Genomic DNA, 17,058 nt, shown 5'->3' on the forward strand with positions numbered 1-17,058 from the left:
CATCTCAAAGGTAGTTTTATGGCTCATGTCATTCGCACGGTACGCCGTACCAGCGCCCCCACCGCTCAACGCTTGCAGGCCGACGTATGCATTGCCGGCGCGGGTATCTCCGGTATTTCCGCCGCTCTGGAGGCCGCTGCGCTCGGCAAACGCGTAGTGCTGTTCGATGCCTTGCCGATGCTCGGCGGCCAGGCGGTCGGCTCAATTATCGGGACCTTCTGCGGGTTGTTCTCCAATGGTCCGAACCGCCGGTTGCTGACCCACGGAATCGCCGACGATATCCTGCGTGACCTGGGCGCCTCGGGGGACTTGCACCAGGCCATTGGCCCCCTGACGACTGTTGTTTACTACGACGAAGTTGCCTTGGGTCGATGGATTGGCCAGAAAGTGCTCGACGCCGGGATCACCGTGGTGCTCGGTGCGGTGTTACGCGATGTCGTGCGCGAAGGTCCGCGGATCCGCGAAGTGGAACTGGCCACTCGCTACGGCGATGTGCGTGTCGCAGCCAACGGCTTTATCGACGCCAGCGGAGACGCGGCGTTAGTCTGGAATGCCGGACTTGCCTGTCGCGAGCCGGACACCCCCATCTATGGCACCCAGATGTTCGTCCTTGAGCATATCAATGAAGCGTACTTGCCCACCCGCGCGCAGTTCACCGAACGGGTCAAACAAAAAGCCAAAAGCTACGGTATCGAACGCGACGACGGACTGTTCTTTCAGTTCCCCGGCCGTGGCACCGCAGCCTTCAACATGACTCACATCGAAACGCCTCTGGATCCGGTGGCCGCTTCCCATGTCGCGATCGCCGGACGCCAGCAGGTGGACCAGGTCATCAACTTCCTCAAGTCGGAATACCCCGAGGCCTACAGCAAGGCCAAGGTACGGGCGTACGCGCTGCCAGGTATTCGCCAGACCCGCTGGATCGTCGGACATCACCATCTGACGACTGACGAAGTGCGGGCGGCAACGATATTCCCGGATGCGGTAGCTCGCACCTCCTGGCCGGTGGAATTGCACGGCAATACCAGCGGTTACCAGTGGGAGCCCTTTGGTGACGATCACGTTCACAGTGTGCCGTTGCGCAGCATGCTTGCCCAAGGCAGCGATAACCTGGTCGTGGCCGGTCGCTGCATCGACGCCGATGCGGCCGCGCTGTCGAGTGTCCGGGTGATGGGCCCCTGTATCGCAATGGGGGCCGCTGCGGCCCACGCGCTGGACCTCGCGGGCCCCGATGGCAGGTTGAGTGATATACCTGCCCCGGCATTGCGCGAGCGGCTGGCGTTCAATCTGGAATAGTGCTTAAAGCAGTTCGACTGCGCCCACCATCCATAGGGGGGCGCCACTCCAACAAAAATAAAAAATGCAGTGGAGAACGCACATGTCACAGTCCCGCACCCTGGACGTAGCGGCGCTTATAGAAGGTCGCAAACTTTCACGCTTCAACTACGTGGTGATTCTGGTCTCGGTTCTGATCACCTTCCTCGATGGTTTCGATTTGCTGGTGCTGTCGCACACGGCCTCCTACATTGCCGATGAGGTCGGTCTGGACAAGATCCAGCTGGGTGAGATTTTCTCCATCGGCCTGCTGGGAATGATGCTCGGTGGATTCTTCTTCGGCTACCTGGGTGACCGAATCGGGCGGCGTCCCACCATTCTTCTTTCCACCTGCTCATTTGGCGTGTTGACCTTGCTGTTTGCCTTGGCCAACAGCTATGAATCGCTGATGGTCCTGCGCTTTCTCAACGGCTTCGCCCTAGGTGCCATGCTGCCGTTGTGCTGGGCCTTGAACATTGAGTTCGTACCCAAGCGTTATCGCTCGACGGTGGTGACCATCATCATGGTCGGATTCAGCCTGGGCAGCGCGATGGCCGGCCCGATCACCGTCTGGCTGGCGCCGCATATCGGTTGGCAGGGCGTGTTCGTGTTCGGCGGTGTACTGACCCTGGCCGCCAGCGTGCTCCTGTTTTTCACCCTGCCCGAATCGGTGCGGTTTCTGGCCAGCAAACGCAAAGGCCCGGAAAAAATCACGTCAACGCTCAAGCGTATGGATTCGAGCCTGGATGTGCGACCGGGCGACCGCTTCGTCCTACTGGACGAACCAGATCTGGGCCGCAAGGAATTTCGGGTCAGCCAGCTGTTTATCGGCCGCCTGAAATGGGTTACCCCGATGATCTGGCTGGGCTACTCCGCCAGTTCCATGGCCATGTACTTTCTCGCCTCGTGGAGTCCACTGGTCTATCAGTACGCAGGCTTTGACCGCGCGACAGCTTCGTGGGTCAGTTCGATCGCCTCGTTCAGCGGCGCAATGGCGGGCTTGGCGATGATGCGTTTCGTCGATACCCGCGGCCCTTACATGGTGATGATCTATCCGCTGCTGGCATTGCCTTTCCTGCTGGTATTGGGCATCACCGGCATGCAGGGCACCGCGTTCCTGATGCTGAGCCTGGTCGGGGCCGTGTTCGTCAAAGGCTCCCACTATGGGATCCTCAGTATCGCCGGGGTCTTCTACCCCAGCGCTATCCGCGCCAATGGCGCGGGCTGGGCCACCTCGATCGCCAAGATCGGCTCGATCCTCGGCCCATTGCTGGGCGCTTATGTACTGAACAGCGGAATGCCAGTGGTCAAGAGCTTCCTGGTCCTGGCCATATGTCCGGCAATGCTGGCCGCCTGTGCGTTCGTCATCGGTCACCTGACCCGCCACGACCTTGCGGTGGATCCATTGCCGGCCCCGTCACAGACGTGACCGCCTGCCTCTGATTCACAACACCTTGAGCCACGCCTGCTGCGCCGCGTCGTCACCGACGCGGTCAGGCAAAACTCGCCCTGAATAATCGTATTCCCTCTCCTGAGAGCAATAAAAAAATGAACAGGAATCTAGCCATCTTCACCGCATTTGCCCTCTTCTGCCACGGCAGCTACGCCCAGGCAGACTTTCTCAAGGACAGCAGCGCGACGTTGACCACGCGCAATTTTTACCTCAATCGCGACTTTCGCCAGAGTGGCGCCCCCCAGGCCAAGGCCGAAGAATGGACCCAAGGTTTCTTCGCCGAACTTCAGTCTGGCTACACCGAAGGTACCGTTGGATTTGGTCTCGACGCCTTGGGTGAACTGGGGATCAAGCTCGACTCGGGCCGAGGTCGACGGGGCACCGCACTGTTGCCCTACGGGCCCGACAGCAACCAGCCTGTCGACGAGTACAGCGAACTGGGACTGACCGCCAAAATGCGTCTGTCCCAGACCCGGCTCAAGGTAGGAACCCTGATGCCTATTCACCCGCTGGCGTATTACAGCGACACCCGACTATTGCCCTCGACCTTCACCGGTGCCTACCTGACGTCGAGCGAAGTCGAGAACCTGACCGTCACCGCAGCGAGATTGACAGAGGCTAACGGTCGCGACTCCTCCAGTAATGACGACATCAGCTATGCCGGCCAGAGCAGCGATCATCTGGACCTGCTCGGCGGCGACTATACGCTGGGCAAGAACCTGACCCTGCGCTACCACCAGGGTGAACTGCAGGACATCTACCGCCAGCACTTTTCCGGAGTGATTCACGTCCTGCCACTGGGGGAAGGCATGAGCCTGCGCTCCGATTTGCGCTACGTCGACAGTAGCGACACAGGCGCGGCAAAAGCCGGGAAGATCGATAACCGCAACTTCAATGGCATGTTCACTGTGACCGTCGGGGCCCAGCGATTCGCCGCCGCGTTCCAGCACCTATCCGGAGACAGTGTGTTCCCCGTGATCGACACCGGTACTCCGTATGTGGCGAACCTCGTCACCTACAACTCCTTCACCAAAGCCAACGAAAAATCCTGGCAATTGCGTTACGAATATGACTTCGCCGCGCTTGGGATACCGGGCCTGACGTTCATGACCCGTTATGTGAAAGGCAGCGATATCCGCACCCGTACGGTCAACGACGGCAGTGAGTGGGAACGTGACACCGACCTGACATACGTCTTCCAGAGCGGTGCCCTGGAGGGCCTGAACCTGCGCTGGCGCAACGTCACGTACCGGTCGGGGGATGGTCTGACCCAGCAGCTCGATGAAAATCGCTTGATCGTCGGTTACACCTGGAAACTGTGGTGAGTCCGGCAAGCCGGAACACGCTCACTTGGATCTTACTGTGCGGAGAGCAATCATGATCCCGTCACGCGCAATTGACGTCGCCGCCTTGATTGAGGGGCGCAGACTGTCGAGTTTCAACTATCTGATCATCTGTGTGTCGGTGCTGATCACCTTCCTCGATGGCTTCGACTTGCTGATGCTCTCCCACACCGCCGCCTACATGGCCGAGGACATTGGCCTGGATAAGTTGCAACTGGGCAACATCTTTTCCATAGGTTTGTTCGGCATGATGTTGGGTGGATTCTTTTTCGGTTATCTGGGTGACCGGATCGGCCGTCGCCCGACCATCATCCTGTCCACCAGCGCCTTTGGCCTGATGACGTTGCTGTTCACCTTGGCCGATAGCTACGCCTCGCTGCTGATCTTGCGCTTTCTCAATGGCTTTGCCTTGGGCGCCATGTTGCCACTCTGTTGGGCGCTGAATATCGAGTTTGTGCCCAAGCGCTACCGTGCAACCGTGATCACAATCATCATGGTTGGCTTCAGCCTGGGTGGCGCGGTTGCCGGCCCTCTAACCGTGTGGATGGCTCCCCACTATGGCTGGGCCAGTGTGTTCGCGCTGGGCGGCATCGCAACGTTGCTTTCCAGTGTGCTGTTGTTTTTCACCCTGCCAGAATCGGTGCGATTTCTGGTGAGCAAGCAAAGACGACCCGAAACCGTGGCGCGGATCCTCAGGCGCCTGGATCCAGACATCGATCTTCGCGCCGGGGACCGCTATTTTCTTGCCGATGAAATCGACATCGGTCACCGACCTTTCCGTGTCGGACAGTTGTTCATCGGCAAACTGAAATGGATCACTCCCATGATCTGGATTGGCTTTGGAGCAAGCTCCATGGCCATGTATTTTCTCGCGTCATGGAGCCCGCTGGTGTACCAGTACGCCGGTTTCGACCGGGCGACTGCATCATGGGTGAGCTCCTTCGCCTCGTTCAGCGGCGCCATGGCCGGGCTCGTATTGATGCGAGTGGTCGACACCCGGGGGCCCTACGCCGTGATGATCTATCCCCTGCTGTCATTACCTTTTCTGCTGGTCCTGGGCATTGGCGAACTGCAAGGAGACGCCTTTATTGCACTGAGCCTGATGGGCGCTATTTTCGTCAAAGGCAGCCACTACGGCATCACCAGCATCGCTGGGGTTTTCTACCCAAGTGCCATTCGCGGCAACGGCGCCGGATGGGCAGCGTCAATGGGTAAGATCGGCTCTGTATGCGGGCCGTTACTCGGGGCCTACGTGCTCAACAGCGGCATGCCCGTGGTGAAAAGCTTCGCAGTACTGGCTCTATGCCCTGCGGTACTTGGAGTGTGTGCCTATGTCGTGGCACGCATTGATCGGCGCTCAACCGTGAGCGCCGAGCTTCTGACCACATCGCAGCCCTAGAAACATTCAACGCAGCAGCGACGCAGAATCATGCAAGTCAAGGAGCCACGTCCACGACTTGCATGAGCGCTATTCGCCCGAGCAAGGAATCACGCGCTTGACCAGCTTACCGATGGTCATACCCTGGATCAGAATCGAAAACACCACGACCAGGTAGGTCATGCCAACCACGACATCGCGAGCATCCCCCGGTGGCAACGACAACGCCAGGGCCACCGATATCCCGCCGCGCAGCCCACCCCACGTCAGCACGCTCCAGGAGCCTTCAGGTAACCGGAAACGCTCCCCCAGGACCGCTATCGGGACGCCTACCGTCAACAGACGCGAGAACAAGGTCAGCACGATCACCATCAAGCCCGTGACAATGAGCGGGCTGGTGAAGTGGATCAGAATCACTTCCAGACCGATCAGTACAAACAGGACCGCGTTGAGTATTTCGTCAATCAACTCCCAGAACATGTCCAGGTTTTTCTCGGTCTGCTCAGACATGGCATAAGAGCGTCCATGGTTACCGACGATCAACCCCATCACCACCATCGCCAGCGGGCCGGACACGTGCAAATGAGTGGCCAGGGCATATCCGCCGAGCACAGCGGCCAGGGTGATGAGCACCTCCTCCTGATAGCTGTCGATACTCTTGAGCATGCGGAACGTGACGTACCCAACAACCGCGCCCAAAAGCGCACCGCCGCCCGCCTCCTCCAGCAAGAGCCGCGAAACGCCGGTAACGGAGGGCGCGTCGCCACTGGCGATCATCGCCAGAATCAGTGAGAACAGCACAACGCTGACCCCATCGTTGAACAGCGACTCTCCGGAAATCACCAATTCCACGCTACTTGGAGCACCGGCGGATTTCAGAATGCCCATGACCGCAATCGGATCGGTGGGTGAAATCAGCGCACCGAACACCAGGCAGTAGGCAAGCGGCAACTCCAGGTCGGTAAAAGACAGCAGCCACCATAGCCCGAAGCCGATGAACAGCGTCGACACAGTCGTGCCAACCACAGCCAGGGACGCCACCTGCCATCGATAGGCGCGCAGTTGCGACAAGTCGACATGCAGGGCCCCCGCGAACAGCAGCAATGACAGCATGCCCTCCATCAGCAACTCGGAGAAGTCGATGGACTCCACCAGTGATTGCTCAAGCGTGTGCAGGGAGTGAAAGCCCAGCGCATCGGAGGCCATGTTCAATAACGATAAGCCCAAGGCAATACCCATCACGCCAATGGCCGGGGGTAGCCCTACGTAGCGCCGATTGAGGTAAGCGAGTACTGCTGTGATACAGAGGAATATCGCAATAATGTCTAGCATTGGGCAGAGACGTCCATTGGGGTTAACTACATTTCAGGTGCGACAAGCGTGGGGGCATGGCTGCATGCATATACCTTGCATACCGCGCTGCCTTTTGATTAATGGGTCTTGAAAGACCGGTCGCCCGTACTCCACTTCCCTCACCCATTTCCAACCATCTGCCACAACGACGCCCCCACCCCGGTAATGCTCTCCCCGGCAATCAACCCCGCCGCCGCGGTGATGGCAAAGCGTTCTGTAAGGCTCGCCCAGCGGCAGCTCACCAGCCAGGTGAGTACCGCGCCGAAGGCCATCATCAGCGACACCGAGGCCGGCAAGACGAACGCCAGGCCCAAAGCCGCCGTGCTTGGCAAATAACGGGCCCGGTGGGTGGGCAGTACGCTGTCGAGAATCCCCAGCAACAAGCCGGCCACGGCGCCGATGATGACCGCCCAGCGAATGCTTGCTGACAGCGAGTCCAGCCCCAGGGTCAGGGTTTGCGCCACGGCTTTCCAGGTAGCGACCGCCGGGGCCGGCCACTCTTGGGTGAGCAGCATCGATTGTGGGTCCGGGATCAGGGCCAGGTAGGCCAACACCCCAACGATGCTTCCAACGAAAATCCCCAGGGTCTGGGCGATCAACTGCTTGTGCGGCGTGGCGCCAATCGCACGGCCCACCTTGAAGTCGTTCATCAAGTCCGTGCATTGCCCAGCCGAACCGCCCGCGGTGTTGGCGCTCATCAAATTGATCGGCACCTGCCCCGGGGCGACGATGCCAAAACTCAGTTGGGACAATTGTCCGATGGCGCCGATGGGCGCAATGCCCGTGGCCCCCACCACCCGGGCGGCCACGGCGGCCAGGCAGATGGCCAAGGGAATGGTCAACAACGCCATCCAGGGGTTGATACCAAACAACAGCGCTTGCAGGCTCACCACCAACACGATAGCCACCAGGAAACCGCTGGCAGGTCCGGTCTTGGGCACCACCCAAGTCGTCCCGCCGCCCGCCTTGGTGGACTTGTGCAATGCCCACAAGCGAATCGCCAAAGAGGTCAGGGTCGAGCAGACCATCAGACTCACGCCCGGCCACAGCAGCCACTCCACCAACGCCGCGAACTGCGGGCCACTGCTGTCCGGCGGCAGTTGCACCAAGCCTTGCTCCAGCAGCCACGGCGCCAATCCACCCCACGCCAACAGGGCGCCAAGCAGCAGGGTCAGGCCAACGCGAATCCCGATGATCCCGCCGAAACCCACCAACAACAGCGAAGGGTCCGCGGTAAACGTCAGGCGTTCCAACTGCGGGGTCGGCGACCAGCGCGGAAAAGCCCAGACGAAGGTATCGACCCACTTGACCAGCCCGGACAGCAGCGCAGCGCTGAGCAGCACCTTCAAGCGCTTCGCCGCTTCGTGGCCTTGGTTGTAGATGTGCAGAAGGGTCTCCAGGGTCGCCATGCCTTCGGGGAATTTCAGTGCTTTGTCATTGAGCAGCGAGGGTCGCAGGTACCAGGCGATCCAGATCCCCAGGAAGCTCACCGAGAACACCCAAGCGATCATCGGGATGACGTCCAACTGTTGACCGGTCAATAAGGTGTAGGCCGGGATGGGCGCAACCAGCCCACCGGAAATGATTGACGCTGCGGCCGAGGCCACGGTCTGGTTGATGTTGCTTTCGTGCAGCGTCCAGGGCTGTTGAGCGGCCGAACGCTTGGCCAGGCCTTGCCAGATGCCATAGCCGATCAGCAAGGCGATGATCGACATGTTGAACGACCAGCCAATCTTGAGGCCGGCGTACACATTGGAAGGCGTCAACAGGACACCGATCACGATTCCCGTACTGACCGCTCGCAGGCTCAGCTCACGTTCGACAGGGTAATCCAGGGCGATGGTTGGCGAGGTTGGGTGCATGCGAATTCCTTATCGGCAATGAGACAGCGCGATCACTCAACGCGGCGACTTAACAAGTGAGCGCTGCATGGGCGGAAGGTTCACATGACAGGGGCAAGCCCTTGCGAGCGCTTAACGCTCATATCGAAGTTTTCCGGGGGCGGTGACGAGGTCGACGAGGGATGATTGCTTCGTTATTTTCCGAGTACCGGACTCAGGCCAGCAGCTCGGTGATCCAGCGGGTTTGCAAAGCGATGTCCTGCACCTTCTGCTCGGGCACGGCTTGTCGCGCCCGGGCGAAGTGAGTCAGGGTCCGCTGTTTGAGGCGCAGCATGCGCTGCCACTTGGCCAGGAACGCCGGGCTGCGGGCGCGCATCTGCAATGGCCCGAAGTACAGCTCCTGCGCGGTGTACGTCACCGGGCCGGCGCGCTCGGCGACGATGATTTCGTAGTAGAAGCGGTTTTCCCGCAGCACTTCTTCGAAGCAGATGCGATAACCATTTTCCATCAGCCATTGACGCAGTGGCTGCTCGCCGCCGTTGGGCTGCAGGATCAGCCGTTCCTCACCGCTCAGGCGCGCCTTGCCGCCAGCGAGAATGTCGCGGATCGTCTCGCCGCCCATGCCGCACAGGCTGACTGCCGTGATCCCGTCTCCGGGCTCGATCGCCGCCAGGCCGTCGGCCAGGCGGACAATGACCTGCTGGGTAAAACCGTTCTCGCGCACGGTGCGTTCAGCCGAACGAAACGGCGTCAACGCCACCTCGCCAGCCACCGCCGCTGCGATCACACCACGGCGCATCAATGCCACCGGCAGGTAGCCGTGATCAGAGCCGATATCGGCCAGGCGCGCACCTGCGGGTATATGCGCGGCCACACGCTCCAGGCGCTGGGACAATGTCTGTTCGTTCAACGGCTGCTCCTGTTCAATACCGTTGCCCACGGTCCCGTCTTGTATTCGCCTTAGAGCGCGTAACCGCGCAAAAATCACGCGCGAACCTTAAACGCGGACTGCTCCCATTACAATCTTTTCGAGTGAGCCGCTCTCCCGCTCACGCTCCTTTGCCACGCAGCTTTTCCCATAGGGAATACCCACTGAAGCGGCAAAAAACGCCAACGAATTGGCGTCGAAAAATCCAAATCTGAATAAACCTGAACTAACGACATTTTTCCGACGATTGGCCCGTGCAAGCCATTGCTGGGGATTTGAATGCAGGCTCATCATCCGTCTGTCACAGCCAGCATTTTCAGGCCTGACGCAGATGTATTGATCGCATCGCTCTATAGGAGCATTCAGGATGATGACTGTTTATTTTGTGGTTATGGCTATCTGCAGCGGCGTGGAAGGTTGTGTAGAAGAGCGACAGCCGGGGCCGACTTATGCGTCCAGGGCTGTGTGCATGGACTCAGCCAGGACGATGGCGCCTCGCAAAGGCGTGAAATTCAAATGTCGCAGTGAACGCCTATGGGTGCCTGTTGAGGCGCGCGGTGTGAATCGGCACGAAAGCGTGGTCTCGACCGGAACGCAGACCCAGCCTTAGCAGCATGAGCGGTGAGCCTTCAGCCACTCAACTCGGCTTTAAGCAACGGGTCATTCAGGTAGGCGACATTCAATCTGGTCCAGGGATTTATACGCGACTGCTCCGGTGAAAAAATATGGCCGGGAGCAATCATGAATCCTTTCGGCAGTAGTTGCCGGGTCAGCTCCCTGGCGTCGTCAATGTGGGCGAACCTGGCCCACAAATACAAACTCTGCTCTGGTCGGAAGAACACCTCGGCGCCGATCTCATCGAGCATCTGCAAACCTGCCGCAGTGGCACTCTTGAGCCGCTCCTGGAGGCGGATCTGATGTCGCAGAAAATGCCCTTCCGTCAGGATGACATCGATGGTTCGCTCGCACAGCTCCGAGGTGCTGGTATGCAGGAGCATTTTCAGATCACCCAGTTCATCGATGACATCCTTGCTCCCCGCGATAAACCCCACCCTCAATGCCGCAGAAACCGATTTGGAAAAACTGCCCACGTACAGTGAACGGTTCAACTGATCCAGCGCAGACACCTTGATGGCCGACGCGGGTTTGAAATCTGCCAAAGCGTCGTCGTCCACCAGAATGAAGTTGTGCTCATGGGCCAACTGAACCAGTCGATGAGCCTTGCCGGGGGAAATATCGGAGCCCGTCGGATTGTGCCCAACCGACTGGAGGAAGAACAATTTCGGCTTGTGCAACAGAAGATGCTGCTCCAGCACTTGCAGGTCCGGCCCGTCCGGCAATCGGGGTACGGATAACATTCGCGCCCCTTGCAGTTGCAACTTGCCAAACAGCGGGTAATAACCCGGGTCTTCGACGAAAACGTAATCTGCGGGGGCAATAAAGCGGCGGATGATCAGATCCAGTGCGTGATTGGCCCCATGGGTCGTGACGATTTGCCGAGCACTGGCGGTAATCGAATAGCTCGCCAGTTTTTGCACCAGGTGTTGACGAAGTGCAGCATTGCCCAGCCGGTTGCCGTAGCGAAAAAGCGTGGTCACCCCCATGCGCATGATCTGACGGGTGAACTTGTCCAATCGCAGATCCATCAGCCACTCTACGGGCGGAAAACCTTCCCCAAGCGGCGAGTGACCCGGCTCACGGACAAATTGCTGGCGCATGAGCCAGATGGTGTCCATCGCCCGGGTAAAGGGCAGTGGTTCTTCCGGTTCGCTGCTGCTCGGGGCGCCTCGTGTCACGAAAAAACCCTGCCCGTGACGCGCCTCCACCAGTCCTTGGGAGGCCAGCGATTCATAAGCGTTGATCACTGTGTTTTTCGAATGACCAAACAAGCGCATGCACTCGCGCAGGGACGGTAAACGGTCGCCCACTCGGTAGGTACCGTTGCCGATCTGCGTCACCAAGGAGGCCGTCAGCTCTTGGGCAAGCGTCAGTCGCGCCATTGTACGAAGTCCTGGATGAATTATTCGCAGAGGGTACAGCTTAGGTACTGTCTGTCCAAACTGTACCTTTTTTGCCAGGACACATACGCATAGGGTGGCAGGCATTCGAAAACAATAACTGCAACTGGATTGCTACCATGAGTATCGACTCCCGCCTCCCGATGTTCCGCAGCCTGTCGCCCGCCGAACGCCTGAGCCACTTGCAACAACTGCTTGAGCTTGCAGAAGATGACGTTACCCTGCTCCGCGACGCAGGCGCCCTGCCCCTGGAAATAGCCGACGGCATGATTGAGAACGTCATCGGAAAATTTGAGTTGCCCTACGCTGTGGCGAGCAACTTCCAGATCAATGGACGCGACGTCATCGTGCCGTTAGTCGTCGAGGAGCCTTCGGTGGTCGCCGCCGCCTCGTTCATGGCCAAACTGGCGCGCGAAGCCGGTGGTTTTCAGACCTCCAGCTCGCTGCCGCTGATGCGCGCGCAAGTGCAGATCGTGGAAATCGACGATCCCTTCAATGCCCGTTTGAGTCTGTTGCGCCGCAAGGACGAAATCATCGAACTGGCCAACCGCAAGGATCAACTGCTGAACCAGCTAGGTGGAGGTTGCCGCGACATCGAAGTGCATACCTTCGCCCAGAGCCCTCGCGGCCCCATGCTGGTCGCCCACCTTATCGTGGATGTACGCGATGCGATGGGAGCCAATACCGTGAACACGATGGCTGAAGCGGTGGCCCCGCTGATGGAGCAGATTACCGGCGGCAAGGTACGGCTGCGCATTCTGTCGAACCTCGCCGACCTGCGGCTTGCCCGGGCCCAGATCCGCATTGCACCTGAACATCTCACCACCAAGGCCTACAAGGGCGAGGACGTCATTGAAGGCATCCTCGATGCTTACAACTTTGCGGTCGTGGATCCCTATCGTGCAGCCACTCACAACAAGGGCATCATGAACGGCATCGACCCTTTGATCGTCGCCACCGGCAACGACTGGCGCGCGGTGGAAGCCGGGGCACACGCCTATGCCTGTCGCAACGGGCATTACGGTTCACTGACGACTTGGGAAAAAGATTGTAAGGGCCATCTGGTGGGAACGCTGGAAATGCCCATGCCCGTCGGCCTGGTCGGCGGCGCGACCAAGACTCACCCGCTGGCGCAACTGTCGTTACGCATCCTGAGAGTGAAGAGCGCCCAGGAACTTGCCGAGATAGCGGTAGCGGTCGGCCTCGCGCAAAACCTGGGCGCATTGCGGGCGCTGTCGACCGAGGGGATACAACGCGGGCACATGGCTTTGCATGCACGCAACATTGCGCTTTCAGCGGGGGCCAGGGGCGACGAGGTCAATTGGCTGGTCGCGCAGATGGTCGAAGCCCGGGACGTGCGCTCGGACAAAGCCGCTGAGCTGCTTGAGCAAAAGCGCGCGCAGGAGTCGGGCTCGTAGTCACGAACTCAACCACATCTCTTCACGTTCATAACAATAAAACCCCTCAGGGGAGGTGGGAGAATCCTTATGAAACCCGAACTGTTCGAAGTATGGGGCGACACGGTTGATGGTCGCCACCTGCTCTACTCCATAGGCATCGGTGCAGCCGTCAGCCTCGGCGCTTTTTTTATCGCCCAGCACTTGTTTGTCGGCTGGGTGGATTCCGTGCAAATGGCCCGCGCCTACGCGATGCTGGTAGGTATTGTCGGCTGCCTGGCAGGTGGCGCCATCAGTGCGCTGCTTTTCAAACCCAAGCGCAATGTCATCGAACATCTGGCTGATCCGGCCTGGCGCGCAAAAATCCTGATTGAGTTGCAGAACGAGTACGGCCCACTGGGCAGTCTGGCTGATCTGCCGCCGGCCACGATCGCGGAACTGCGGGAAATGGACCTTTATGAGCTGTTCGCCGATTACGAGAAAAGCCTTGTCGCTCCCGAGAAGAGCCCGGCTGCAACACCCACTGTTGGCGTCGGTGCAGTCAGTGGCAATGGAGGTCAATCATGATCGTTCCACTGATGGATCAGGTCCTGATGGCACTGGGCATGGGGATCCTGGGGGCGGTGATTTTTGCCGGGATCGGGCTGATCTCAGGGAGCGATGAAACCACTACCCTCGCCCCCTTGACCTTGCTGGTCGTCCTGCTGGGCGTACCTGCCCCCGGCGTGCTGACATTCTTTCTGGCCGGCGCCGTCGCCAAACATATGACCCACGCCGTACCGACGGCGCTACTGGGTATTCCTGGCGACACCATGGCGACGCCACTGATGCGCGAGGCCAACTTTCTGCGCAATCTGGGCGTACCCCACATTGCCCTGCGCAAGATGATTTCCGGGGCGGTCATTGCTGCGTTGATCGCGGTGCCAATGGCCGTATTGTTCGCGCTGATGCTCGCGCCGTTCGGTGACATGATCAAGCAGGCTGCGCCTTGGGTGTTCCTGCTTGCGGCGGTGGCGATCGCGTGGTTCTCCAAAGGCCGTCTGGCGGCCGTGCTGACGCTGATCCCGTTCGTCATGATCATTGTTGGCCTGCAAACCATGACCGCGCAGTTCGGCGTCAAGCTCAGTGTCAGTTACTTTCTGGGCATCGCAATTGGCCCGTTGATCGCCGCGCTGTTCTCGCTGCTCGCACCCGCCGAACGGGACACCATGCGACGCCAGCAAGTGCGCACGTTTTCCCTGTCGCCCGACGTAAAAAGCTGGGGTGGATTCTTTCCTAATCCGCTCAAGGTGCTGGACAGCAAGCAGAGCATGTGGACGGCCATTACGGCGGTGATCTCCAGCGCGACCTTTGTGTTCAGCCCAGTGGCCATGACCGTGATCATGGGCGAGCTCGTCGGTTCGAGGGTCAAGCATGTCTACCATCGCCTGACCACTGTCATCACCGCTCGAAACGGCGTTACGGAGTCAACCTACCTGGCCGAAGCATTGATCCCGCTGATCGCCTTCGGCCTGCCCCTGAGCCCTGTCGCAGCAGGCCCGGCAGCGCCATTGTTCAACGCCCCGCCGCGCTTTAGCGTCGACGCGACGACAGGCCAGGTGAACAACCTGCATTCATTGCTCAGCACCTGGGAATTTTTTGGCTACGGCGTGTTGGCGGTGGTCGTGGCCATCCTGATCGCTTACCCCTTCACCATGAATTACGCCCACAGAGCCGCATCCTACGTGTCGCGCAAGATCAGTCACGAAGCGGTGATCTCGACCTTTGTTGGCCTGATCCTGGTGATCGGCATCTGGGAAGGTGGCCTGCTGGGGTTGCTGGTGATCGTCACCATCGGCCTGCTGGGCGGTTTCCTCTCACGCTTTTTGGGTTTCAACATTGGTGTGCAGTTCATGGGCTATTACACAGCCGTGCTGTCTGTTCCTGCCCTGGTTGCCCTGATGAATGCGTGATGTTTTTAACCTTCTACAACAGTGTTCAGATAACCAACAACGGTGATTCCAATGACCCTGAAAATATCGGTACTGACGGTAGGTGCGATCATGGCCCTTTCGGTTTGCACGGCAGCGTTTTCCGCCATGAAAAGCCCGCTGGTCGGGACATGGAAAATGGTCAGCGCAACCATTGAACGTCAGGGCACCCGGTCGGATGCGTACGGCCCCAATCCACATGGATGGCTGGTGTTCACTGAAGAATTGACGTTCGTCGAGGTGCTCACCGATCCGCGAGTGCCCGCGTTTCGATCCAACGCTCGGGGCGAAGGAACCGATGAGGAAAACCGGGCAGCGATGGCTGGGAGCATCGGTTTTTTCGGACGATATACCGTCGACCAGAACGGCGAGTTCACCGGCAATACCGTCGAAGGATCTACGTTCCCGAATTGGGTGGGCGCGACACGTACTCAAGATGACCTGCAACTGAAAGTCGACGGCAACCGAATGGTGGAAAACTTCCAGCGCCCCGATGGCACGAAGGTTCACATCATCTGGGAGCGGGTAAAGTAACTCTACGTCGCGAGCAGCCCTGCGGGGCCGACTCAGTTCATGAGTGGGCTGAGCACTGCTCAGCCCACGCTTGCGCACTGCTGGTATCCACTCGCCCCACGGCTTACCAGATCGGCACCGTGTAGAGCACCAGGAAGCGGGTCTGGTTTTCATCACGAAATGCCGCGCCGCTCGGGAAGTCGTTGCGATAGATCGACTTGCGCGCCATCAACCCGACATTCTTCAGCGGACCGCTCTGGATCAAATACCCCAGCTCCATCTGGAACTCCCGCTCCTTGCGGTCGTCGGCATTGAGCGCCGCCAGCGCGATATTATCACCGCGCACGTAACGCAGCCGGCTCTTCAGGCCGGCCACCCCGGCGGCGGCGAAGTCATAGTCGTAGATTGCCTGCCAGGTCCGTTCCTTGGCATTGAGAAAGTCCGAGCTCATGGTCAATTCACTCATGCCCATCAACTCAGTGCCTGACACATAAGGCGTCGCTGTGTCGCCGCTGGCGTGCATGTAACCCAGGCTCAGGTGATGCCCGCCAAGGCGATAGCCGAACAGCGCCGACAGGTTGCGGTTGTCCACCTTGCCAGCCTTGGCAGTGCCATCTTCGTCGCTGAAGAAACTGCGCAGATCAGTGGTCAGCGTGCCCTCGCCTACCTGCATGTTATGCAGCAAGGCCAGGGTGTTCTGCTGGTACAGGTCGGCCACTTCGGCGTGGTAGGCGCGCAGGCTGAGGTCTTTGTTTACCTGATAATCGCCACCGACATAAGCCATGTGCGATGAGGTGGCCGCACCGTTGAAACGCCCGTTCGGCGAAGCGATGCTCATCGGCTGGTAGTTAGTGGAGTCACGCCTGTTGATGCGATCGATATAGCCGGTATTGAGCGTCAGTCCGTCGATGTCCTTGGAACTGAGCGTGGTGCCGCGAAAAGTCTGCGGCAGCAACCGCGACGGGCTGGCAAAGGCGAACGGCAGGAAAATCGACACATCGCCGGTCTTCACCGTGGTTTGGGCAAAGCGCATTTTGGCAGTCATGGCCAGGCGCGAATATTCATCCGCCGCGCGCTTGTCGCTGCTGGATACCGGCAGTAATTCGGTGCCGCTGCGGTCCGGTGACGAGTCCAGCTTGACCCCGATCAATGCACGGGCGTCCAGGCCGAAGCCGACAGCGCCCGGGGTAAAACCCGACTCCGCATTCATGATGAAACCTTGTGCCCATTCCCGAGCCGCGGTTTTCGCCCCCTCGTCCTTGTAATCCCGATCCAGGTAGAAATTGCGCAAGGTCAATGTGCCGCGGCTATCGTCGATGAAGCCTTCCGACAGCACTGGAGTGGCAATCGCACATAGGCCCAACAGGACGAAGCCGCGTGCGCAAAGAGGTAAGTCTGAGGTCGTCGCAAGGACGCCCCGGGGTGAATTCGTCATGTCCGATGTCCACTTATTGTTGTTGTTTTTTTGAACGTGATCGCCGGCCATCCAGCCGCGATCTCGGGCCAGAGAGTGGGAAAAGCCGGAGGTGCCGTCAATCCACAATGGCCGA

13 protein-coding genes are annotated in these 17,058 nt (G+C 59.4%); 8 read left to right on the forward strand and 5 right to left on the reverse strand.

Annotation, left to right across the window (positions count from 1 at the left end):
• Positions 1 to 18 precede the first annotated feature (18 nt).
• The 4 genes from QOM08_RS16000 to QOM08_RS16015 all read left to right on the forward strand — a co-directional run bounded on the left by QOM08_RS16000 (position 19) and on the right by QOM08_RS16015 (position 5,509).
• Positions 19 to 1,296 carry an FAD-dependent oxidoreductase gene (locus tag QOM08_RS16000; protein WP_047225576.1) on the forward strand — a complete coding sequence of 426 codons (1,278 nt, stop codon included), beginning with the start codon at positions 19 to 21 and terminating at the stop codon, positions 1,294 to 1,296.
• 82 nt (positions 1,297 to 1,378) lie between these two features.
• A complete protein-coding gene (locus tag QOM08_RS16005; protein ID WP_188250745.1) occupies positions 1,379 to 2,743 on the forward strand; it encodes an MFS transporter in 1,365 nt (454 codons plus the stop codon).
• Between the two features lie 119 nt (positions 2,744 to 2,862).
• Positions 2,863 to 4,092, forward strand: a complete 1,230-nt coding sequence (locus QOM08_RS16010; protein ID WP_316911792.1) for an OprD family porin — start codon at positions 2,863 to 2,865, stop codon at positions 4,090 to 4,092.
• 52 nt (positions 4,093 to 4,144) lie between these two features.
• Positions 4,145 to 5,509, forward strand: coding sequence for an MFS transporter (locus tag QOM08_RS16015; RefSeq protein WP_160892116.1), 1,365 nt, complete (start codon positions 4,145 to 4,147; stop codon positions 5,507 to 5,509).
• 69 nt (positions 5,510 to 5,578) lie between these two features.
• On the opposite strand, the gene QOM08_RS16020 is transcribed toward QOM08_RS16015, so the two are convergent.
• The 4 genes from QOM08_RS16020 to QOM08_RS16035 all read right to left on the reverse strand — a co-directional run bounded on the left by QOM08_RS16020 (position 5,579) and on the right by QOM08_RS16035 (position 11,610).
• On the reverse strand, positions 5,579 to 6,820 hold the full coding sequence (locus tag QOM08_RS16020; protein ID WP_188250744.1) for a cation:proton antiporter: 1,242 nt from the start codon (positions 6,818 to 6,820) through the stop codon (positions 5,579 to 5,581).
• Between the two features lie 140 nt (positions 6,821 to 6,960).
• Positions 6,961 to 8,703 (reverse strand): OPT family oligopeptide transporter, encoded by a 1,743-nt coding sequence (locus QOM08_RS16025; RefSeq protein WP_316911793.1) that lies wholly within the window; start codon positions 8,701 to 8,703, stop codon positions 6,961 to 6,963.
• Positions 8,704 to 8,896: 193 nt separating this feature from the next.
• Positions 8,897 to 9,592, reverse strand: coding sequence for a class I SAM-dependent methyltransferase (locus QOM08_RS16030; RefSeq protein ID WP_316913237.1), 696 nt, complete (start codon positions 9,590 to 9,592; stop codon positions 8,897 to 8,899).
• A 647-nt stretch (positions 9,593 to 10,239) separates the two neighbouring features.
• Positions 10,240 to 11,610, reverse strand: coding sequence for a PLP-dependent aminotransferase family protein (locus tag QOM08_RS16035; protein WP_047225565.1), 1,371 nt, complete (start codon positions 11,608 to 11,610; stop codon positions 10,240 to 10,242).
• 137 nt (positions 11,611 to 11,747) lie between these two features.
• Here QOM08_RS16035 and QOM08_RS16040 point away from each other — a divergent pair, with 137 nt between their 5' ends.
• From QOM08_RS16040 to QOM08_RS16055, 4 genes are all read left to right on the forward strand, one after another.
• On the forward strand, positions 11,748 to 13,046 hold the full coding sequence (locus QOM08_RS16040) for a hydroxymethylglutaryl-CoA reductase, degradative (protein ID WP_316911794.1): 1,299 nt from the start codon (positions 11,748 to 11,750) through the stop codon (positions 13,044 to 13,046).
• Between the two features lie 69 nt (positions 13,047 to 13,115).
• On the forward strand, positions 13,116 to 13,592 hold the full coding sequence (locus QOM08_RS16045; protein WP_107322835.1) for a hypothetical protein: 477 nt from the start codon (positions 13,116 to 13,118) through the stop codon (positions 13,590 to 13,592).
• The gene (locus tag QOM08_RS16050; protein ID WP_080962847.1) at positions 13,589 to 14,977 is read left to right on the forward strand and encodes a tripartite tricarboxylate transporter permease; all 1,389 of its coding nucleotides are present in this window, start codon (positions 13,589 to 13,591) and stop codon (positions 14,975 to 14,977) included. Before QOM08_RS16045 ends, QOM08_RS16050 begins: the two co-directional genes overlap by 4 nt.
• A gap of 51 nt (positions 14,978 to 15,028) precedes the next feature.
• Positions 15,029 to 15,529 carry a lipocalin-like domain-containing protein gene (locus tag QOM08_RS16055; RefSeq protein WP_107322836.1) on the forward strand — a complete coding sequence of 167 codons (501 nt, stop codon included), beginning with the start codon at positions 15,029 to 15,031 and terminating at the stop codon, positions 15,527 to 15,529.
• 103 nt (positions 15,530 to 15,632) lie between these two features.
• On the opposite strand, the gene QOM08_RS16060 is transcribed toward QOM08_RS16055, so the two are convergent.
• Positions 15,633 to 16,943, reverse strand: a complete 1,311-nt coding sequence (locus QOM08_RS16060; RefSeq protein ID WP_316911795.1) for an OprD family porin — start codon at positions 16,941 to 16,943, stop codon at positions 15,633 to 15,635.
• Positions 16,944 to 17,058 lie beyond the last annotated feature (115 nt).

The organism is Pseudomonas sp. P105, from assembly GCF_032614175.1.
In the GTDB taxonomy this organism is placed as follows: domain Bacteria; phylum Pseudomonadota; class Gammaproteobacteria; order Pseudomonadales; family Pseudomonadaceae; genus Aquipseudomonas; species Aquipseudomonas rhizophila.